Source organism: Siphonobacter sp. BAB-5385, assembly GCF_002261125.1.
Classification (GTDB): Bacteria; Bacteroidota; Bacteroidia; order Cytophagales; family Spirosomataceae; genus Siphonobacter.
Window position 1 is genome coordinate 1 of the sequence record NZ_NMPS01000235.1, and the last position, 23,703, is coordinate 23,703.

Annotated in this window: 10 protein-coding genes; 3 read left to right on the forward strand and 7 right to left on the reverse strand. The window is 47.2% G+C overall.

Translation table 11 applies throughout. The features are described from left to right. Window positions 1–478 precede the first annotated feature (478 nt). From BWI93_RS25140 to BWI93_RS25155, 4 genes are all read right to left on the reverse strand, one after another. Complete coding sequence (locus BWI93_RS25140; RefSeq protein WP_094816556.1) at window positions 479–2,206, reverse strand: RagB/SusD family nutrient uptake outer membrane protein; 1,728 nt, start codon at window positions 2,204–2,206, stop codon at window positions 479–481. 33 nt (window positions 2,207–2,239) lie between these two features. Next, window positions 2,240–5,353, reverse strand: a complete 3,114-nt coding sequence (locus BWI93_RS25145) for a TonB-dependent receptor (protein WP_094816558.1) — start codon at window positions 5,351–5,353, stop codon at window positions 2,240–2,242. 19 nt (window positions 5,354–5,372) lie between these two features. Beyond that, window positions 5,373–6,980, reverse strand: coding sequence for a RagB/SusD family nutrient uptake outer membrane protein (locus BWI93_RS25150; protein WP_217902348.1), 1,608 nt, complete (start codon window positions 6,978–6,980; stop codon window positions 5,373–5,375). A gap of 75 nt (window positions 6,981–7,055) precedes the next feature. Then, window positions 7,056–10,076, reverse strand: coding sequence for a SusC/RagA family TonB-linked outer membrane protein (locus BWI93_RS25155; protein ID WP_176454333.1), 3,021 nt, complete (start codon window positions 10,074–10,076; stop codon window positions 7,056–7,058). A 329-nt stretch (window positions 10,077–10,405) separates the two neighbouring features. Between BWI93_RS25155 and BWI93_RS25160 the strand changes: the two genes are divergently transcribed. Next, window positions 10,406–13,558, forward strand: a complete 3,153-nt coding sequence (locus BWI93_RS25160) for a triple tyrosine motif-containing protein (RefSeq protein ID WP_176454334.1) — start codon at window positions 10,406–10,408, stop codon at window positions 13,556–13,558. Then, window positions 13,552–14,508, forward strand: a complete 957-nt coding sequence (locus tag BWI93_RS25165) for a response regulator (RefSeq protein ID WP_094816566.1) — start codon at window positions 13,552–13,554, stop codon at window positions 14,506–14,508. Before BWI93_RS25160 ends, BWI93_RS25165 begins: the two co-directional genes overlap by 7 nt. Window positions 14,509–14,574: 66 nt before the next feature. Here BWI93_RS25165 and BWI93_RS25170 read toward each other — a convergent pair whose 3' ends face one another. Further along, window positions 14,575–19,092 carry a glycosyl hydrolase gene (locus BWI93_RS25170; protein ID WP_141217598.1) on the reverse strand — a complete coding sequence of 1,506 codons (4,518 nt, stop codon included), beginning with the start codon at window positions 19,090–19,092 and terminating at the stop codon, window positions 14,575–14,577. A 1,282-nt stretch (window positions 19,093–20,374) separates the two neighbouring features. On the opposite strand from BWI93_RS25170, the gene BWI93_RS25180 reads away from it, so the two are divergent. Then, window positions 20,375–21,808, forward strand: coding sequence for a replication initiation protein (locus BWI93_RS25180; protein WP_094816572.1), 1,434 nt, complete (start codon window positions 20,375–20,377; stop codon window positions 21,806–21,808). A 3-nt stretch (window positions 21,809–21,811) separates the two neighbouring features. On the opposite strand, the gene BWI93_RS25185 is transcribed toward BWI93_RS25180, so the two are convergent. Further along, window positions 21,812–22,153: a hypothetical protein gene (locus BWI93_RS25185; protein ID WP_094816574.1), complete on the reverse strand. Its 342-nt coding sequence runs from the start codon at window positions 22,151–22,153 to the stop codon at window positions 21,812–21,814. Then, the gene (locus tag BWI93_RS25190; protein WP_094816576.1) at window positions 22,146–22,844 is read right to left on the reverse strand and encodes an AAA family ATPase; all 699 of its coding nucleotides are present in this window, start codon (window positions 22,842–22,844) and stop codon (window positions 22,146–22,148) included. The genes BWI93_RS25185 and BWI93_RS25190 overlap by 8 nt, the downstream gene beginning before the upstream one ends. Between the last annotated feature and the right edge of the window lie 859 nt (window positions 22,845–23,703).

A 23,703-nucleotide genomic window follows, 5' to 3' on the forward strand; every position in this document is an offset into this window, starting at 1 on the left:
TATATTATCTATTAAAGGCATGTTCGGTTAACAAGATTTCATACTTTAAACCTGTTGTAGAATCAAACGTTATGATAAGCTAATAAAGTCGTAACGTCAAGACTACTATGGAGCCTTAACACTAGTCTCCATTACGCGAATCTGTTTCAAATCAACCATAGTAGGTATAAAAAGATCACAATGGAAAATTAGTAAAACACCTTCTATATAGAATAAAAAGAAAAAACGTATCGTTGAGTTGAATATAAATTACTGATTAGAGGGCTACAAGTTTTGACCACATGCCTATACTGTTTCTCTTTTACAGTTACCTCCTGCCATAGTAAATCCTAGACGTTTTGTCGCCGAGCGTTGGTCGTAAATAATTGTTTAATCCTATAAAAAAGCGTACGGAGTTTCAAGAGCATTTAATAAAAATCCAATTAAAGTAGAAGCCCGTGCCTACATTTCTAGGCACGGGCTTCTACTTTAATATTCATTACCAACCCGGATTCTGCAGAGAAGCGGGCATTTTCCGGATTTCTCCGTCGGGAATCGGTAATAGGTACATTTCCGGACGGAAATTATGCCGACGAATGGAGTTCGTAACTTCATAGGTATAATTCGTGCCGGATCTTACAATTCGGATTCGGGTATTGAACCCATTGTTAACCGACATGGCGATTTTCCAGCGGCGAATGTCATTCCAGCGATGATCCTCAAAAGCCAGTTCAATGCGTCGCTCATTGCGGATAAGCTCCCGCATTTCTGCCTGGGTCATGTTCGCTTTCAGTCCGTACAATTGGTCGGCACCGGGCGTAATACCCGCTCGTTTACGAAGGGCTATCAGCTTGGGATAGGCTAGTTCCGGCTTACCGGCTTCAGTAATGGCTTCGGCGTAATTAAGCAGAATTTCCGCGTAGCGAAGTAACGGCCAGCCGCGTTCGGTGGTGAAACTACTATTGGCAGAAACATTTACATCGCACATCTTACGAGCAAAATAGCCGGTCATTTGCCCCGAATACGTATAGCCGTCCGAAGGGGCTCCCTCGTAGGTATAGACGGGTCTCAACGCATTCGCAGAAGGCAGAAAATATAGGGATTCGTTAAAGACGATGGAATAACCCAGCCGCGGATCGCGGTTGTCGTAAGGCTTCGTAGGGTCGTAGCCGGAAGTCGGATCGGTGATTGCTTTTCCGTTCTTCATGGGAAACGACTGAACTAGGCTATGCGTAGGGTACGAGTTGTTCTGGCCACCCCGGGTAGGCATGTTGTAAAAGCCCTCCATATCCCGGTTAGCCGGGCGGTTCTGGAAGAAGATGTACTCCGGATTTACCCGTTTCAAAAAGACCTGATAAAACCCGTAACCATCCGCCGTGGTATTGTCTTCCATCAAGCTATACTGCCCCGAAGCAATGACCGCCTCTGCCGCATCAGCAGCCCGTTGCCAGTGGCTAGCCTGATACGTAGGATAGCTAACAATGGATGCCAGGGTAGCATTTTGCGTCTCCGCTGAACCATTAAAGAGTGGGCTCGCAGCATACAAAAGCATACGCGACTTCAAGGCCAGACAGGCTCCTCTGGTCGCACGGCCGTAGTTTTCTTCCGAGTACTGGGCAACGCTGGGCAGTACCTGAGCCGCAGCGTCGAGTTCGCTGACGACATAATCCACACACTCCTGATAAGAATTTCGGGGCAGATCAATGAAATCGTTGATCTCGAATACCTTATCGCCAATCAGTGGTACGCCACCAAAAACCGTCAGCAGGTTGTAGTAATAGTAAGCCCGAAGAAAGCGAACCTCGGCCGTTACCCGCCGTTGCAACGCGGGCGAAAGCGGCGTGCTGCTGAGTTTGGTAAGCAGAAGATTCACCCGGCGGATGTTGGCGTAAGGTAACGACCAGTATTCACCAAAAGGAAAGTTCAACGGGCTAAGCGTACCACTGTAGAGAATAACGGCCGTTTGCCCAACCCCCGAGTACTTATATTCGGCATCGTCGGTGGCCTGCTCACTATTGCCGTGCGAACTCCAGCGACCTTTGTTGAAACTAAAGCCGATATCACCGTAAATCCGGTTAACAAAAGCCATGGTTCGGAGACTGTCCTGGAAAACGAGCGTCTCGTCAAGGGCACTGGTTTTAGGTTCAAGGAAATCGTCGGCCTGCTGGCAGGCCGAAATTCCCGCCAGGAGAGCAATCGCTAAGCCTGTAATTTTCAGAGTTTTCATACGTACCAATATGTTGGACGGGATTAATGCTTCCTAGAAAGTGGCACTAATGCCCAGGTTAATCAAACGTTGAGGAGGGTAGCTGACCCGATCTGTACCGGAGTTAATCTCAGGATCGAATTCATACAGTCGGTTGAGTTTGGTGAACGTGAACAGGTTCGAACCATTTGCGTAAATCCGCATTTCCGGAATGCCCAGTTTCTGTGTGAATGCCACGGGGAGATTATAGCCGATCTGAGCAGTTCTGAGCCGCAGGAAATTTCCGGAAATATGCCAGAAAGTTGACGGATAGCTAAGCGGATCACTCAGGCCACCCAGCAGTGATAAACGCGGGAATTTGGCTTCATCCCCCAGTTCGGGCGTCCAGGCCTGCTGATGAACAGCCGTAAGGTTGGAGGCAAAGGGACGGATGGATTCCGCAACACCACGGACATTGAAATTGCGGGAACCCTGAAAAAGAAAACTGAAGCTGATGTTTTTGTAACGACCACCCAAATTGATCCCGTATGTGGTGTTAGGAACGTTGGGATACCCCGTTACGGACATGTCAAAAGAATTAATGACGCCATCGCCGTTCAAATCCGCGTACTTTAGATCGCCCGGTAAGGCTCGGACGCTGGTGGTGGGACTAGCGTCAATATCAGCCTGATCCTTGTAGAAACCAATGGCCTGATATACCCGGATCTGGCCGATACTTTTGCCCGTGTAATTCTGGTAGGAATACTGAGAGGCAGGTTCATCCATGAACAGAATCTTGTTCTTGGCTAGGGAATAGTTGCCTCGCACGAAATAGCTGAAGTTCGACCCGATCTTATCTTCAAAACCAAATTCAAGTTCAATACCCCGGTTATTGACGCGACCCAGGTTAACAGGCGGTAAACCCTGCCCAAAGATGGACGAGACCGTTCCCCGTACGGTGAGGATATCAAAACGATTGTTGTCGAAGTAGTTGACGGAACCCGTAATACGGTTTTTCCAGAAAGCAAATTCAACGGCCAGGTCAAGTTTCTTTTCTTTCTCCCAGCTTACCTGTTCATTGGCGAGGGATCCTTCAAAAATACTTTGGTACTGATTGCTTGAATAGCCAAAGTCAGTCGGAACTACGCCGTTGCCAATTCCATAATTCTGCTGATAGTAGTAGCTGAAATTACTACCCAAAGCGTCGTTTCCTACTAACCCATAGGAAGCACGGAATTTAAGCAGATCGACGAAAGGTACGTTGCTTTTGAAGAAGGGCTCCTCCGATAAAACCCATCCGGCGGATACTGCCGGAAACAAACCATATCGGTTGCTGCCAATAAAGCGATCCGAACCATTGTAGCCCGCATTAACCTGAAAAAGGTATTTCTGATCGTAGTCGTAGCTAATTCGTCCGGAATACCCCCGGAAGTTACTGGGAATGAAATTGTAAATAGCATTGCTACTGGCGGCCGTATTTGAGTTGCGGTTCAGTAAGGCTAAGCCCGCAACGTGGTGCTTGCCGAACGTCCGGTCGTAATTCAGATAAGCCTGAACGTTCAGCACGCGGCTGGTACTGCGAGGCGAATACCCCAGGAAGAAACGACGAACCCGAAAAACGTTGGGGTCGCGAGGTTCGTAGGAATCATTGACCGGATCGTAAATGAACGACGGAAACTGATCCCGCGTCATACTACGCGTGTAGTAGTAGTTGCTGGTATAGGCCACCCGGCCGCGAATGCTCAACCCTTTGGTGATGAAATCGAGCTTTTGCGTAGCTTCGGCTACTACGTTCATATTGCTTTCATTATTCCGGTCATACCCGTAATAATTCAGCCGGCCAATGACGTTGTTGACGTTGTAGTTGGGGTTTTCGTTTCGAATCCAGGTACTATAGCCGTACGAACCATCGGGGTTATAGAGTGGATACGCAAAAGGAGCCAACGTCGCAAAACTGCTGTAGTCGTAAAAGAGGTCATTGTAACCAAACGGACTCCCGACACGGGGCACGTTTACCTGGGCAAAGTTGCCAAACAGGTTCATCCGGATGTCCAGCGTTTTCGTCACTTTCATGTCCAGGTTTGACCGATAGTTATACCGCTGCTGGTAGTAATTATTATTGACCCCCTGGCCCGCTCCGAAATCTTTTAGCATTCCATTCTGATAGAGATACCCCAGCGATACAAAATACTTGACCCGCTCGGTACCACCGGAAAGATCCAGGTTGCCCCGGTACTGCTCGCTGAATTTCTTGAACAGGACATCCTTCCAATTGATATTCGGGTGGCCATAGGGATCATTGCCGTTGCGGAATAGCTCCAGATCTTCCTGCGAAAAACGGGGCCTGAAATTCGGATTCGGGTTGGCATTGTTGTCGTTGATCTGAGCCTGATTATACAGCCGGGCCGATTCATAGGCATCCAGATACTGCGGGATTTTTGTGGGCTGCGTTAAACTGCTTTCGATCCGGACGGAAATCTTCGCTGGTCCTTCTTTCCCCCGCCGGGTGGAGACGACGACGACCCCGTTGGCTCCGCGTACCCCGTAAATGGCCGTGGTAGAGGCATCTTTCAGAATAGACAGGTTTTCGATCTCATTGGGGTCGAGGCGGGCAAACTGTTCGTAGGAATATTCAATGTCGTCCACGATGATCAGTGGTCGGTTATTTCCGTTGTATGAGCTAACTCCGCGAATATAGAAGTCGGCTCCATCCGCTCCGGGTCGGCCGGAAGGTTGTTGGGAGAAAAAGCCCGGCAGACGTCCTGCCAGCGTATTCTGGAGACTGGCCGAGGGATTTTCCCGGATTTCCTTTCCACTTACCATACTCACGGCTCCGGTCAGGGTAATTTTCTTTTGTTCGCCAAAACCAACGACGATTACTTCATTAAGCCCCTGCTCTTCCGATTCAAGGGTAACGTTGATCGTGGTCCGGCTACCTACCTGTTCTTCCGCGAGCTTGTAGCCGATGGAGCGAATGACGAGTATGCTGGCACTCCCTTTGATAGTCAGACGGAAATTTCCGTTAGCGTCGGTCGTGGTTCCGTTGGTAGGTACACCTTTCTCGTAAATGGAAACTCCGGGGAGTGCTTCATTTTTGTCAGAAACTGTGCCCTTAATGATTCTATCCTGGCAAAAGCCCGGTAGACTCAAAAGTAAAAGCGGCAATAAAAGCCAATAGATCTTTTTCATAGAAGTACAGTTGAAAAGCTTACCAGCCAGGGTTTTGAAGCAGATTGAGATTTTTGGTAATTTCCTCGTAAGGAAGCGGCATCAGATAGAGCCTGGGCTGGAAAGAAATGGTCGTCACCTGCGTAGGAGTGTAGCTGAAACGTCCGGAGGACACCTGAGTAATTCGCATGCCTCGCAAGGGCTGATTGAACAACGTCTCCGCTAGTTTCCAGCGGCGAACGTCCCAGAAGCGGTGTTCTTCAAACGCCAGTTCGATGCGGCGTTCGTTCTGAATCAGGGCCCGCAATTCATCCTTACTGATTCCTGCCTTGATTCCATAACGACTGTTGGTGCCGGGTTTAATGGCGGCTCGTTTACGAATCAGCATCAGTGCATCTACGGCTTCCTGCGTACGCCCCAGTTCATTGAGAATTTCCGCCTGGTTGAGCAGCGTTTCTGCGTAACGGAAGTAAATGAAGTTATGGCTCTGATTGGTATAGCTGGTGTTATTGGCAAAGTCCGCCATGAACTTGCGTAAGTAATAGCCCGTCTGCGTTTGCACGAGGTTTCCACCCGGCCGGTCCCGACCGCCATCAAAAGTTTCCACCGCCCGCTGGAGCCAGCGTTTGCCATTATAGAATACGGTGAGATCAAAGCGGGAATCCCGATTGATATACGGATTTGTCGGGTCGTAACCGGAAGTCGGATCAGTAATGGCCAGCCCATTGTCCATCGGGAAAGCATCCACCAGATTCTGCGTAGGACTCGTCACGCCCTGACTGGCAGCGGGTGTACCATAGCCGATCGGGGCATTCCAGCTTTCCAGACTGGTGGAATTACCGGACTGTTTAGCCAGAATAACCTCCGCATTTTTCTTAACCGTAAAGATGTTATTGAAGCTAGTCTGAAGGGCGTAGTACTTCAGGTCGATCAGCTCCTGGTTCGCATCCAGTGCTCGCTGCCAGCGGGAAACATCCGTTGTAGTGAAACCCGTGAGTTCTGAACTGGCTCCACCGTTAAAAAGCGGACTGGCTGCGTACAGCAAAACCCGTGCTTTCAGAGCCAGAGCAGCACCGCGGGGAATCCGGCCCCATTCGGTATCGGAAATTGGTTCCTGCCGGAGTGTACTCTTCAGAGCATCGCATTCGCTCACAATGTACTCCAGGCATTCCCGGTAGGTATTGCGGGGCAGGGACAAATCATCGGAAATTGTAAAAATGCGGTCACCGACCAGTGGGATCCCGCCGTAACGTTTCAGCAATTCTGCATAAAGCATGGCACGAATGAAACGGGCCTCCGATTTCCAGGTCAGGATACTTTGGGCCGTAGCTGGAACTTTATCAATATTGGCCAGAAAAATATTTGCCCGGCGGATTCCGGCGTAGCTGTTTGCCCAGTAGGGATCCGGGTTGTTGATGGGATTGATGAAGCCGTTGGCGTAAAACCGAACCACCCGGTTATTCCGCGAAGGGATGGCATCATCGGTAGCGGCATCGAGAAAGTCTCCCGGTCCACTGCCAATCCGATTAAATCCCGAAGGTAGATAGTTATACAGATCGTTCAGATTAAACTGAGCTACCGTGGCAAGACGGTCCTGATCATCCCAAACTAGTTCATCCCTGATCCAGTCCCGGGGCTCAGTTTCCACGCGGGAGCAACTTTGTAGAAAAACAGCAAGTAAAAGACCTGTACCTAAAATAGAAACGATTTTCATAAGGGTAGGCTAGAGTTTTAAGTTGATGCCGAGATTAAAAAGCCGCTGCAGGGGGTAGGCACCATTATAAGCCTCCGGATCAATACGTTGCATGGAATTAAGGGTAAGGAGGTTCGTACCACTGGCAAATACCCGCAGTGATTTTACCCGGATCCGGTCAATGAGCGTTGTAGGGAGGCTATAGCCGATTTCTAGGTTTTTGATACGCAGGTAATCGCCATTACGAACCCAGTACGAAGAAGTTTCGAAGTTGTTGACGTTCGATCCTACGTTCAGGCGGGGGTAGGAAGCTCCGGGATTTCCGGGTGTCCAGCGGTCCAGGTGTGGTTCGAAAGCCGGTCCAAAACCATTATTCTGAAAGGCCCATTCACTGTTGCCTGACAGGTATATGTCCCGGTTGAGGGCCCCCTGAAGTAAAAGGGTCAGATCAAAGGACTTCCAAGTAAGGCCCGCTCCCACTCCAAACGGAACCTGCGGTTTGGTACGGCCAATGGGAGCCATATCCAGCTGATTGATGATGCCATCCTGATTTAAATCACGATACTTAATGTCGCCTGGCTGAGGGGTATACCCGATGATGGTCGCAGCCGACTGGATTTCTGTCGCTGACTGGAACAATCCTTCGGCGATGTAGCCAAATCGTTGATTAACGGGCTGCCCTGTACGTTGCATCCAGGAATATTCGCGGAACACCTCGTCGGAGTAGACAGATTTGGAGTATTGAACACCTACCATCGCATTGACGTAATAGCTCAGCTGTTTGTGGGTTCTCTGATAGTTCAGCTGTAGCTCCCAGCCCCGATAGCGGTTGCGGCCAATGTTTTCTTCTGGAAACGTATTACCCAGGATGCTGCTGTTCCGGCCTCTCCGCATCAACAGATCGTAGTAATTCATTTGGTAATATTCCAGCGTAAAGCCCAATCGGTTCTCCCACAAACCACCCTGAAGTCCGGCATTGAGTTTGTTTGCTTTTTCCCAGGTGATATTGTAATTGGCCAGGGGTTGCTCGGTAATCGCCGTATTAGAACCCGCTCCGGTACCAAAAAATACACTCGGACTATCGAAATACGTCTGAATGTACCGGAAGTATCCGGGCCGGTCATTACCCGTTTTACCCACCGAAGCAAAGGCTTTCAGGTGCGTAAGCCAGGTGAGGGATTTCATGAATTCTTCCTTGCTAAGATTCCAGCCCAGACCAAATGCCGGGAAGAAACCTACCCGAGTACGACCATCTTCGGGATACCGATTCGACCCATTTACTGCAAACGAAGCTTCTGCAATGTATTTACCGCTGTAATTGTAAGAGAAACGGCCTGAAGTTCCCGTAATCGTATACGGTAAATCCGATCCGCCTACGGCATTGTCCCGGTTGCCTAAAACGATCGCCTGAATGCCGTGCTGACCGAACGCCCGGTCATAACCCAGGGCCAGTTCGAGATAGTCGGCCCGAGACTGAAAATCAATACCGTTGTTGTTTGCCTGGTCACCGTTTACGCCAAATTGCTGGTATACATCGGCTGCCGTTTGCTGGAAGACAGCAAAAGTTTTATTGCGGGCAATATTTTCCGAAAGCGTAGCATAATATGACCCCGTTGCCCGAATCCATAATCCTTTTGTTACTTCATCCAGGGTACGTTTCAGGTAGAAATCAGCCAGCATGTCCCGCTGATAATTTTGCCGATAACCTGATCCGATGGCCTGAGCCCAGATATTATTTTGAAACTGCGTTGTACCGCCATACGTGCCGTTGGGATTGTAGATGGGATACGCATTGTTAGGTGTATTAATCAGAGCACTGAAAATGGAAGAGGTTCCGGTAGTATTGGTGTTTGGAATAACATAACCCGCGTCATTGGAATTCAGAATCCGGCCAAATAGATGGATACCTGCACTGAGTTTTGAGTTTAGATTCAGATCGACATTGGAGCGAACCGTGTATACTTTGAAATCATTATTGGTATTATAGGTGTTGATGTCGCTGGTTCGGAGCAGACCCGTTTGGTTCAGGTGTTCAAGCGATACAAAATACCGGGAAAAACTGTTACCTCCACTGGCACTAAAGGTATAGCGATCCATCCGCGAGGACGGTTTGAGTACCTGTTTCCGCCAGTCTACATCGGGATAACGGAAGGGGTCGCTCCTGCTCCGATACCCTTCCAGATCCTGCTGGGTATAAGCCTCCGGTAAGCCGTCGTTGGTCAGGGCTTCATTGTAGAGGCGGGCGTAATCGTATGAACCCAGCGTTTTAGGCTGGCGAAGGGGTTGCTGAACGGCCGTCTGAGCGGTAAACGAGATTCGGGGGCGGCTGGCAAAACCTTTACGCGTGTTCACCAGCAATACGCCATTTGAAGAACGTACGCCCAGCATGGCTGTTGCCAGGGCATCTTTTAATACGGTTACGGATTCAATTTCTTCGAGATCAAAAACGGTGATATTCCGTGGGATCCCGTCAATGACCACGAGCGGTCCCTGATTACGCAGCGACAGAGCGGTACCGTCGCTACCGGGTTCACCCGAACCCTGGATGCTCCCTAGCCCCGCAAACCGGCCTGGCAGGGCATTCAGAAAAGAAGCCACCGGCATTTTGGTCAGGTCATTGTTGTAGACCGTCTGCGTAGATGCTGCCGTGAGGTCAGACTGCATCTGTGTATTGTTAAGCAGACGTACAGGTTTGAGACGCTGGACCGCCGGGTGTTTAGTACTGACGGTAATGGTGGGGAAACGATCGTCCGAAAGGACGTACGTATTCACCAGGGAACCTAATGCCCGGACTTCCAGTACTTCGTTTTTAGCTCCGGCCAGCGAGCAACTGCCATTGGCATCGGTGGTTTTTGAAATCTTCTGGTTGCGATTGATTAGTGTCAACCCAACCATGGGTTCACCGTTTTCATCAATGAGCAGGGGCGTTACAAACGTAACGGTATCCGTAGCGACTTTTACGGGCTTAACGGTTTGAGCCCAGAGCACTGTCGGCCCACTGACGCCAAGCAGCAAAACAGACAGGAAAAGAGGGGGTACAAGTAATCTCATTAGCATAGCAGGTTACACAGATCAAGCAGAAAAATCACCCGGAACGGGTAGTAATGGTGAAAAAATCCGGAGGAGGGCGGGGCAATAACAAGCGGTCTCTTTTCCAGAAACGCGTCAATACGGATAGCATAAGTTTTGGGATAGTCTCGATTTGGAGGATTTTTAATCCAACAAATCATTTGAATAGTTCAAAACTATTGAATAGCTTGGGGGTATGTAGGGGCATTTTTCGTCTAAAACAGGGTATAATCCTGCATCTGCGTGAAAGAATCCCCTCTGGAATGAATCAGCATTACCTAATCACATCACTTCTGCACCTTTTCTCACGCATGTATCGGCTTTTCGCCTGCCTGCTACTTTTCGCTTGGCTAAGCAACTGCCTCCTGATGGGGCAATCACTCAAGTATCGATTTGAGCATATTACGGTCAATGAGGGTTTATCGCACAGCGATGCCATGACCGTGATAGAAGATCATAAAGGATTTTTATGGATAGGCACCAACAAGGGTATCGATCAGTACGACGGGTACCGACTGAAGAAATACACGCTGCCCCAGGAGCAGACGGGAACAACGTTCAGTAATCGAATTCGAAGTTTACGAATCGGTGCCGACGGCAGGTTATGGACCGGCGGAGAAGGCATGAGTCTGTATTATTATGATGCCTCGACGGATCAATTTCGGAAAGTAAAACCCGGACCCACGATTGATCCGGAACGCTATACATTGCTAACGGACATACGAACCCTGGCCATTGACAAACGGGGTACCGTATGGGTAGGTACGCGGCAAGGGGGCGTACTGGGTGTACGCGTCGATCAGTCGGGAATCATCGAAACGCTCGAACAGATCAAGATTCCAAACCAGGGAGGCAATTGGGCCATTGAAAAGCTGACTCTCGACACGCAGGGTCGCCTCTGGATTGGTGCTCTGGGCGGAGGTCTCTGGTACTACACCATACCTTCTAAACTGGCCTCTGGCCAGGCGGAACCTTTTGTTGCACTTCCAATTGCCAACGTTCGCGGTCTGTATCTGGACCAGCAGGCTAATCTCTGGTTTGCAGACGATACGCGTGTGTACTGGCTAAACCTGGCCGGTAAATCCCTGCAGCCACAGGTTATTGCAGGGCCCTTCGAAGGAATCGGAAGTGTATACAGAGATTCGTTCGGGCAGTTGTGGGTGGGAACAAACCAGGGTTTACACTACTTGAAATTTGCCGCTGCCTCGAAGCAGACGCCACCGGTACCGCAGGATTCAGGGGAAACTTTCTTACCCGAAGACGCCAACGAACACAGTATCAATTCCAGCCGAATTCATGAGATTTATGAAGATCGCTTTCATAACCTCTGGTTAGCGGCCTCTGCGGGTGGAATCAATAAACTCAACCTGCGTTCCAAGCCTTTTCATCATCTGCATCGGCTGGCCTCGCAAAGCCCTACACTTTCCAGTAATTACATAAATGCTGTGATCAGTGATCAGGACATGCTCTGGATTGGTACTCGAAACGGTATATCCCAGTATAACCGCTCCAGCCAAACCTATCGGAATTTCCTGAGTTTACCCGCCAACATGAACGGGATGGACGTTTCGACGCTGTACAAAGCCAGCAATGGAAGTATATGGGCAGGCACCCGCTATGGTGGGTTATGGAAGAAAAACATAGGAGAAACGGGTTTTCAGGCGATAGCGAATCCTTCCAAAGATCGTCCCTGGACCATCACCAGTATTGAAAGCATCGCTGAAGACCCGTTTCATACCATTTGGGTAGCAACCTATAACCGGGGCCTGTATCGGTATTCTCTGAATGGTAATTTACTCGCCCATTATCATCCACAAAATAACAGCCTGCCGACCAATCGTCTGACGTGCCTGTTGGCCGATGAGAAAACCCTTTGGATCAGTACCCGCGACAATGGTGTGTTGCAGTGTCAGCTTGATCAGGATTCACTGCGGGTACAAAAACAGTATGTGCATGACCCGGCAGATGTTCATTCCCTGCAGGTAAACTACGCCTGGCCCCTGCAAAAGGATACCAAAGGGAATCTCTGGATTGGAACGATTGGCGGAGGATTACACCAGCTAAACCTGTCCACCGGACAGATGCAAAGGTGGTTAGCTCAGGTGTCCGAAACGGACGTAGAAAGTATTCTGCTGGATGAAAAGGGCCACGTATGGATCGGCGGCGAAGGGCTATACGATTTTGATCCCGTATCCCGGCAGGTCATTCACTACGATGTGACGGATGGCTTGCAAAGTAATTCTTTCAAAGTAGGTGCCGCCTTCCGGGGGGCGGATCAGACGTTGTACTGGGGTGGAGCGAATGGCATTACCTTTTTCAAACCATCGCTGCTTACCCAGAACCGTATTGCTCCACTGGTGCGAATTACGGGACTCCGCATTCACAATCAGCATGTAGGCGTAGGCGACACCTTGCATGGTCGGGTTCTGATTGACAAACCGCTGGACGAACACCCACACATTGAGATTAGTCACGCAGAAAATGATTTTTCTATCGAATTTGTGGGCCTGGATTACATCAGTCCTTCCAAGCATCAATACAAATACCGGCTAGTTGGTTTTAATGCCGACTGGATACAAACTACGCCGGGTCAGCGTCTGGTGAGTTTTACGAATCTGCCCGCTGGAACGTATCGCTTCGAGGTAAAAGCTCGCAACGCAGACGGCATCTGGTCGGAAAAAGCGGCCGTATTGGTTTTTAACATTCTTCCGCCCTGGTACCAGAGTCCCTGGGCGTACCTGCTGTACACGGGGGTATTACTGCTGGCTTTACTACTGTACCGAAAAGTGACCCTTCACCAGCAAAAACTCAAAAATGAGGTGCATCTCAAGGAGATTCTGTACCAAAAAGAGAAGGAGTTAACGGATTTAAAACTGAATTTCTTCACTCAGGTTTCGCACGAGTTACGTACGCCATTAACGCTCATTATGGGGCCCGTTGAAGAACTGATGCAGGGAAAGACTGCCGAAATGGCCCGCCGGGAGCAACTGCTGTTAGTGCATCGGCAGGCTCAGAAACTCAATAATCTGGTCAACGAACTCCTGGATTTCCGAAAAACGGAAAGTGGCAACGCAAAGCTACAGGCTCAACGGGCAGATATCGTTGCTTTTTTGAAGGAACTGTTTGTGCTGTTTAGCTTTAGAGCCGAGGAGCAGCAAATCAACTATCGATTCGAAAGTAGCCATTCCGAATTGTTCATGGCCTTTGATCCAGCCAAAATGGAAACGGTTATTTCCAACCTGCTTTCTAATGCCCTGAAATTTACGCCAGCGGGCGAGACGATCCGCCTTGTGGTAACGCTAGAGCAGGAACAACACGTGCATATCGTAGTGGAAGACACGGGGTATGGCATCGCTCCTGAGGAACTGGATCGCATTTTCGACCCTTATTACCAAGCTCATCAGTCAGGTTCATTCCCGGTAAAGGGAACAGGAATCGGGTTGCTCTGGTTAAAAGTATGGTAGCATTACACCAGGGCCAGATCAGCGTAGAAAGTCAGCCCGAAGAAGGCACGCGGTTTGTCGTAGCATTGCCGTTATGTCAACCCGAAGTCATGGTCAGTCCACCGCCGGTGTTTGTCTACGAGGAAGAGGTTCTTCCCCATGAGCTGATACCCGCGGCTGGTACGGACTTCAGAATTTTGATTGTCGAAGATGATAAAGATGTGCAACAGTATCTCCAGCAGCTTTTGTCCAGCTATGCCCTGACAGTTGCCGAGCATGGACTTCAAGCTCTTGTGTTGTTGCAGGATCAGACATTTGATCTCGTACTGACGGATGTGATGATGCCCGAAATGAACGGTATTGAACTGTGCAAGAAAATCAGACAATCGCCCAAACTGGCTTACCTGCCCATTGTGATGCTAACGGCTCGCAGTACGGTAGTCGAAGAGCTGGAGGGGCTGTCTATGGGTGCGGATGAGTACATCGCCAAACCGTTTAAACCGCAGGTGTTACTGGCCCGTTTGGACGGCTTGCTGCAAGCCCGCACGCGACTGAAAGAGTACTACCATCGACAGATTTTGCTGCAACCCTCTGAGGTGATTATTCCTAATGCAGACAAGGAATTTCTGGAGAAGGCCATGCGAATCGTGGAGGATCACCTGATGGATGGTGATTTTTCCGTTCAGGACTTACTGGATGCCATGAGCATGAGTCAGTCCGTGTTTTATCGCCGCATGAAGAGTATTACGGGGCAGTCTGTGATTGAATTCATCCGCGATGTACGGATGAAGCGAGCAGCTCAGTTGCTGGCTACCAGCTCTTACCGCATCTCTGAAATTGCGTATATGGTTGGCGTAGAAGATCCCAAGAATTTTCGCAAGTCTTTCCAGCGGGTCTATCAAATGTCCCCGTCGGATTATGTCCGTCAGCACCGCGAAGGGTCCTTCACTTCATCGGACGATACTCCTTAAATGAGAGGCGGCGTATATCCCATCCCGGAACGTACGCCGCCTTTCATTAAGCACTTCTACTACACGTTATTTCTTAATGACGTTGACATGATAGCTTTCGTTGACATCCGTTAACAGTAGGTGATAGACACCCAACGGAAGCCGACTCATATCCAGTTGAACGGTACCTTCTTTGGGCCGGTAATTAGGATGTTCATAAACGACCTGTCCTGCCGTGTTTAGCAGTCGAACCTTTACTGAAGAAAGCGTACGATCGGGTAGCTCAACCGTCAGCACATCCGCAACCGGGTTGGGATAGGCTTTCAGCTGCCGTAACGTTCGGTTGTCAACGGCAATCATGCGACTAATGTTCGTCTTGCCATCGGTATCCTTCTGTACCAGCTGATAGTAGGCCATGCGTCCCTGAGCCTGTGTATCGAAGTACTGGTAGTCACTCGGCCGGGCCGTCGTGCCTTGTCCTTTGATGCGGGCAATGGCCTGGAAGTTTCTGGGTGTATCCAGCGAGCGTTCCAGAACGAAATGATCGTTATTCAGCTCCTGAGCTGTCCGCCAAGTCAGGTAATTACCTTCATTGGCAGCTTTTCCTTCAAAAGAAACCAGCGTAACTGGCAGCGAACGCTCATTGGCTAACGCATTGACGTCATTATCAGCTAAAGCCGTGTTGAAGATTTTGAAATCATCATAGACGTGATCGCTGTAAGGGTCGTTGGGCCATTGAGAACGTCCCAGGTAATTTCGGTTCGTCACGCCCATGTCCATGGGTTTCACCGTAGCACTCTGATCAGTAAATACCAGATTTCCATTTACGAAAAATTTGAAGGTAGTCCCCTGCTGCGTCAGGGCCAGGTGCACCCATTGATCCGTAGGAATGGAGTTGGGGAAGTATACATCGTAGTTCCCACCAGGATACATGATTTTGTAGCGGGATTGTGCCACATTGTCAACCACCCGAGCCTTGGGAACCAGAATCATGAACGTTCCTGTACCCGTACCGAAGTCGAATAAACGCGTGTTATTAGCCAAATTAGCAGGTAATTTAACCCAGGTAGCTATTGTGAAATTGGATAGGGTACTTACGACGCCCGGTTGAAGCTCCAGATAAGAGCGGCCCGTACTGGAAAGGGCTACCGCCGTATTTTTGCCATCGGCCGTCGTGGCCCGGGTAACTATGTCGTTCGGAGCAATGACACCGTCGGTCCAGGTAGCTCCGTCTTTGAGTTGAGCATGGTAGCCTCCCCAATCGTCGTAGGCTGCTATGCCCGTATTTTCGTTAAAGCTCAGATGTACATGCTGCCCTGCCTTAGGTGTGGCCGTTAGTAGCTCAGAAGCCGGGCTTGATCCTTCGGCGTTACGAGCCACCACTTTGTAATAGTACGTCTTCCCGTTTTGGCGGTTTATATCCTCATAGCGAACGGCATTTATCTGCGTTGCAATTGGATTGAACGTGCCATTGGCCTCTTCAGAACGTAAAATGTCATAGGTTACATCATACGCAAAGTCCCAGGTTAATATAGCTTTAGCATCGCTCGAAGCTACGCGTGGATTGCCGACGCCAGACGGAGCGACCAGAGCGGGAGTTGCGATGGAAAGTACCGTAGAGGCCGGACTTTCACCGGCGGAGTTAAGCGAAGTGACTACGTAGTAATAGGTCGTTGCCGGAGTTAGGTTCTCATTGGTAAATTCCCGGGCCATTAGTTGTTCTGCGACGGTCGTAAACGGTCCTTCTGGGCTTAGCGAACGCTTAAGATTATACCCGCGAGTCAGGGTAGCTGGAGCCATCCAGGTAAGTTTGATGCGGGACGCAGAAATTACCTCTCCGGCCAGATTGGTAGGAGCTTGTGGACTCGCGTCACTAATAACGTCGAGCGTGGTGGAATTGACCGTCTGGGTGCCTGATCGACTGTAGGCTTTGATTCGGTACGTAGTTTTGGTACGCACATCGTCCTCAAACGTCATTCGGTCACCTGGGGCATAGCCTGTGAATTCCTGTACACTTACAAAATCGGCGTCGGTACCATCAATCTTTCGTTCCAGTACGTACTTGGAACCCAGTTCACCATTCAAATCATTCCAGCTTAGGGTAACCTTACGGTTATTATCGGCATTGACCGCACTGTAAAGCTGCGGGGAAGACAACTTCCAGGTATGGATGTATTCGTACCGGGGATCAAAGGCTAAGTCAGACTTATTGGCGGCGTAGTACTTACCTGCCGGAGTCAGCGTGTCGCCTAGCACCATCGCCCGCTTGTTCTGAACCCAGTCATAAATAGCATAACGCTCCACGAAAGAAGTCGTATCCAATACGTTCAGAATACCGATCATATCGTTATACTGCTTCTGGAACTGAGCATTTTGATCATCTGGCCAGGCTTCGGTTGTCCAGTTGGCTCCATTGTTCCACTCCGTAATCCAGAGCGGGCGTTTTACCCGGTCGTAGATACTCTTGAGCTGGCTGTACCATTGCTGTGGCGTTTGCCCGCCCCAGTAACAGTGAATGGCCACAAAATCAACCCGGTAATTGAGTTCATTACACTTGCTCATGAAATTGGTAATCCAGGAATTGCCCGGAGAAGCCGGAGCCGGGGAGCCAATCCGATGCCCGGACTTCATCATTTCGGGCCACTGACGAATGGCTTCTTCTACCGTCATGTTGGCCTGATCGGGGCGATCTGGTTCATTGAAGCCTAACAGGTGATTGGCCATGGGTTTTGATCGAATTGCTTCCCAGGAGGGCCAGCCGGCATTTTGACGGATAATCGTATAATCATAGTTGGCAGCCGGGGCTCCCCCAATATTCCAGTCGTAGTACCATGTAGCGTTGATTTTGTCGGGACTCCAGCCCGCTTTGCCTTTTTTACTGATCCAGTCCCACTTGAACACCCGAATGAAGGAGGTTGTTGCGTTCAGGGCTTCGGGCAGGTTATTAATCACGAGATCGGCATCGTTAGCGATAAACACCCGGCTGAAGCCTGATCCGTCGGCATTGGTAGCCAGCGTAGCCATATAGCCACGTTTGAGCTTGAACGACTTAATGGCATTATCGAAAGTATCGAGTTTGTTGTGGTAGGTTTCAATGGCAAACGTGCGGTTGGTTCCCTGCAGGTTTTCCTGCGTAAATGCTTGTAAAGCCGCCTGTGAAGTCTGGTTTCCATTGGGAATCACAACCGTTCCGTTGCCATAGATGGCTACCCGTACCGAAGGATTATTAGCCGCCGACGCACCATTGATAGTGATTTTATCCAGATAATTGGCAATTACCTGAGCAGGTCTGATGTTATCAAAAAAGACCCAGGCCTCATCGGATTGAAGTTCAATCGTTGAATTGACAAAGGGCGTATTTTCTGCCGTCAGGTGAAAATCGGTGGCTCCCGGAATAACCCACTTCGTATTGAAAGTCGTCGATGCCTTCACCACGCGGTCTGTCAAGTTCACCGTCTGCATGGGCTGGGGTACAGTGGAAGTGGGAGCAAAAGCTCCTTCTTCGTAGGTAACAGAGCTGATTTCCATATCCACTGCTCCAGTTGGATAGTTCTTACCAAAGATAAATCGGGACTGAATTTCTACTTTTTTGATCTGTAGCTCAGCAACAGAATATAAGGCCCGATCGCCCGTTAACGTTAGGTAATAAGTTCCGGCTTCTCTGGACGTAAAAACGAAATTGTCCTTCTTGAGTGCGTTCTGTCCCTGGGTCGAAATGACCCGGCTGGAGTAACGATCCGCCAACTTTGTTGTTTTCCCAATACCAACGGTGATATTCCTTCCCCCCGTTGCATTATTGAGGTAAGATGACAGCATCGTAAAATTATAGGTCGTATTGGCCTCCAGATTTACTGGATAGGCATACAGAGCGTCCTTAATGGCATCATTATCGGTTCGCACGTAAAAAATTCTTCCCTGATACTTAACACTATTGTAGTTTTGAGAATGATTGGAGGCATCCATGAAACGAGAACCACTGCTAGCATTTGCTCGATTAAAAATAGTTACGCCAGTCGCCACATTCGACAAAACCCAACCGTAGTCACTGGGCGAACCCAGGTTGTTAGGAGTAGTACCGGCCCAGTTTGCAATGAGATTGTCGCCAATCTCGTTGTAACCAGCGGCATCATTCACTTCCTGTCCATTCACGATATCCCTGATCACGGATAAAGGCTGAGTTTGCAGAAAAGTACCGTTTTGATAAATGTGAGCCTGACCATTGCTGACAGCAACCCGAATGAGCTGTTGCTGACTGTTCTGACTAGTAGACAACGTTGCTGCATTGGCGAGCGAAGCGGTTGATTGGAGCTGCGTAGGGTTCAGGGATAAGCGAAAACCCTTGAGTTCAGAATTGCGGGCTTCCATATCGAGTCCGCGACCCGTAGCTGAATTCACTTTAGCGGCGATTTCCAGCGTATACGCGACGCTTAAGGGATGAAATTTCACTACTGTGTCTACCTGAGAAGCATTCACAAACGAGCGGTTGGAAAGCAGGCTTTGACTGAGCGTAGCCCGGGTAGGGAGTTGAGGTGCCTGAGCCAGCGACTGAAAGGTCCATAGGCACGCCAGCAAGCCCCACAAAAAGAGAGGTCTAGAGTTCTTCATACGAATAAAACAGGTGAGAAATAAGGTAAGAATCAATGGATTGGGACTTCGCAGGGAAGTTTTGCCAACCTAAAAGCTGATTAGATGAATCCGACCAGCTTTGCAAGCAGACCTAAAAGCCAAGGTGATAAGCGTTATTGAAATGGTGAAATAATAAATTGTTATATTGCAAAATAGAGCATATAAAAGCAGTCAAAAGGGTATATTTTTAGTCAAAAAGCGGGCATTTTTTAACATAATAGATGAAAAATATTAAATAAGGCTTGTATTCATACCTCTACCTTGGTTGCTAATGGCATTAGCTCCTTTTAAAACGGGATAGGGCACTCAGCTTGATCTCCAACTTTACTTTTTCCTTTGCTTCTTCCCTAATAGCATGCCTTTCTTCTATACGTATTTCAACGCCAACGTGACCGGCTGGATCAATGAGATAAACTTGCATAGCAAAGAACGGATAGCTATCCTTCCCTCCGGCTTCATAGGCTACTACTTGCTCTTTAACTGGATAGGGCTAGAAGCGATCTTGAAAATCTTGTAAAGGCTCGCTATCAACATACATTTCAGTAATACTCAGATATCGTCATACGCTCAATTCAATCATGTCATCGTCTTTCCGGAGGACTTTCAATTCTAGTAATCATTTCCTACGATCAGAATCCATAGCTTGAGGTAACACTTTGTTGAATAAGTGCTTTCATATTGATGCCGTATGTACAAATGGTTCAAAACTAAAAGAAACTATTTCAAAAAATACTTTGTCATATCTTTTGAAATAGTTTCCCTTTATTTATGTTCTGCTTGTCTGATAAAGATATTCGTCTCTTCCTTGCGTATAATGGCAGTGATTTCGGAGAAACCGATACAGAAACCTTTCATCCAAATAATACTTCGGTTTTCACCCTATAAGAAACTCATTTTTAAAATTATAAAAACGTTACTATAACGATATAATAATAAAATGCATATAATGGCATTTTGAGATTTCACGTAGTTTTTAGTGCCGAAATGTCCACATTTAACGTTTAAAAAGGTCAAATTAAGATAGCAACGCACTATTTGTAATATTCAGCACTAAAAACTACGTGATCTGATCATTTTGATCTTTTTTTAATCTTTTTTGATCTATATTTTGAGTGCTCATAACTATCTAAATATCAGATTTTTACAAACGTCTCGGCACTAATATTATTTATTTCGGCACTAACATTATTTATTTCAGCACGTCAATTATATCTTTCGGCACGTCAATTACTCGACTCAGCACTTTATTTAGTTTGGTAACATGAATACGGAGCTTAAGATTGTCAATGCCCCGCTGCGGGAAACAGTAGTTATGAAGGCAGGTCGGGCCGGAATTGTCGAAGCCCAAATGAATTTGAGCATTCACGAATACCGAGTGTTTTTCAAAATGCTTACTATGGTGGATCGAGAATCCACGGGCAAAGAGCTCCTGCGTATTTCAGTATCTGACATCATTCAAGAGTGTCACCTGACGAATGCCGGCTATCACTACAAAACTTTGAAAGAAGCAGCGTTGTCACTGATGACCCGGCAAATTAAGTTTCCTGGAACACTCGACGGAAAGCCTTACACGTTTTATGTTTCTATTATCGACAAAACCGCTGAGCCTCGTTTTGAAACCGACGATCTGCATTTCCTCACGCGTTTTCATCCCGATTTATTGCCATTTATTCTGGATTTAAAAAGTGAGTTTCTAACTATCAATCGCCAGTACCTCAATCATTTAGGGTCTCCTTACAGCATTAAACTGTATATGGTGCTTAAACATCAATCGCGACAAAATCACCGCTTTGTCACCTATACCTTAGAGCAGCTACGCTTCATATTAAGTATCCCGGAAGATTCTTATCGCAAATATGGAAATCTCAGACAGGTTCTGAACAACTGGGTTTATGAAATAAATGAGTTTACTGACATAACCATTCATTCCGTTACTGAAACAAAAAGAAAGAGGCTTGTCCAGGACGTGACTTTTGAAGTCAGTCATAAGCATAATGCTCATCATCGACTAGAACCCATTTTGCCGGAGACGAGCAGAGTTCCTACAGAGGACATTAAAGACGAGTTATTTGAGGAAATTCGCAACTATAAAATCACCAGGTCTCAATTTGATAACTGGATACAACTCTATGGCCGTGAACACGTTAATTTTCGAATTAAAGTCGGCCTCCGATATATAAAACAGGGAATGATTCGCAAGCCCTATTTCTATATGGATAGTTTGATGAAGAATAAGGAACTTGTTGAGCAGGATGAAGTAAAACCTACTGTGGCAACCTATACACTGCCTAGATCAGTTCCTGCGACAGAAGCTATGCCTAGCCCTACTCTACCCTTAACGTCAAAAAATCTCAAGCAGCAGACGGATGATTTAATGGAAGAGTATTACGAACGGATGAATGAAGCTTGTAACAATTTATTGTCTGTCCGAGAGAATGCTTTGGATTTCCTTGATTACGTTGAACAATTGAGAAAGCAAACGGATAAAACGATAATCGTATCTATGTCCATTCAAAATTTTGATAAAGAACGTCTTACTGCCGAAACGCTTTACGATTACTTCAAAGCCAGTAATAGTGGAATGATGTATACCTTTAAATTACAATACTTTAAGGATCGCCATTCTGCTATCTGGAATGGTATCCGCACCCAGTTGCAAAGCCAAGCGGATCAACTGGGTGCGAAGTTGGATTAATTGTTACTTCTTTTGATTTCGATCCTTACGCAGCTGAGCGTCAATAGCTTCCTGAATATATTCCCGGATAGACATTTTTTTTCTATTCGGGCGTTTGTTCTTCGCACAGATCTCCTTGATTTCTTCGAGTTGACCCACCGTCAATGGGATACTAATGCCTTTAACTTGGTTTGGATCTACTTCTGCATTTTTCTTTTCTATCAACGCTGGATCACTAGCTACTGCTCCACCCTTATTTATAAAAGCCAAAGCCTGCTCATTGATTTCAACGGCATCCACCGCACTCGATTTATTCACCTGCGGCGTAAGTGATTTTGGGAGTCGTAGGGGTTGTGTTTTAGCCATGATTCAGAGATTGTTTTTCAACGTTAGTAGAATCAGTAATTTGGTTAAGAAGTCGGGTGATCATTTTATCAAATTCCAATACGGCAGCCTGACTGGAGTTTTTCGGCATCTCGTAGATGCTTAGACCTGCTGTCGCAGAATGTCCATAGATGGCCCGGGACGTAAGTATATCTTCCAGTAGAGTCAGATTGTCCATCTGATGAATGATGTTTTTACAATCTTCTAAATGGTTCTGAGAAGAAGTATGCGGTACGCGGTTGAGTACACAAAAACTCTTTAAGTAGGGATTATAAAGCTTCGTCTCTTTGACAATTCCGTTTACAATACTAGCCGTCCAAATATCGTAAGCAGAAGGAACCAGTGGAATCAAGAAGGCATCGGAAGCTAGTAATGACGAACGCTGAGCAGTAGTATCTCTACCACCGGTATCAACAATCACATCGTCGTAACGTTTAGCAAAATCCTTCAAGCGTGAATGTACATTACTCCCACTTACCTGAACGCAAGTATACCCCGCCGATTCATCAGCTAGATTTTCTGAACGTATTTCAAAAAACTGACTTGAGGACCCCTGCTCATCGGCATCAACTAACATTACACTTCGGCCTTCTTTTGCGAGATAAATAGCAATATTTGTTGCCAAAGTTGTCTTACCTGAACCTCCTTTTGTCCCTCCTACCGTTAGTATCATATATAGTTGAGATTTAATGATTTATATTAATATTTTAGTACCTATAAAAGTACTTGATTTAGCACTTATCAAGGTGTTATAATGGGGACTAATATAAGTACCTAATTTGAGACTTCAAATAGTATAAACAATTGTATTTAAGCAAAAACTAAATTGGAACTATATTAAGTACCAAGTATGGTACTTAGTCAGATACTGTATGAGTTGGAATATAAGTACCAAATTTGGTACTTATAATGGTATCTTCTAAATACATAAGTTGTGCTAAAGTTAGAGATATATAATGTTTACTGAAGTATCTATTTAAGTACTTGATCAGGTACTATCTATATTATAAGTTAATACCTGATTGGATACTTTGTTCAGTACATAAAGTCATATTGCAATGAACGATTAATCACACCGTATTAGATACCTTTTTAGGTACCTAATACGGTATCTAATTTTAATAAAGTTTAGTACCATTTTAAGTCCCAAATTAGATATTATTGAGGGATGTTTGAACAAGCGGGAAGTGCTTGCAGTGCAGTCAAGGGGCTTCTATCCGGAAATTGATGAAATAGTGCACAAATCAGACCTATACAATCAGTTTAAAGAATATGGCTAAGTAAGAGGTGAAGTGAATAAAGATTTATTATAATGGTAAAGGTTTATGACTTTGCTTAAGAACTGGTTTGTTTTCTCGATTGAGCTAGAAATAATAAACTATGCATGGGATTGAAGATATCCTGTTAGCTTTGTTTTTTTGAGTATATTTACTTAGATTACGCCTACCCCAAAACTCAATTTTGCCCACCTGATCCCTACCTAGTTCAATTTTATCTTTCCATGCGTTACTGCTAAACTATGAAGTCATCAT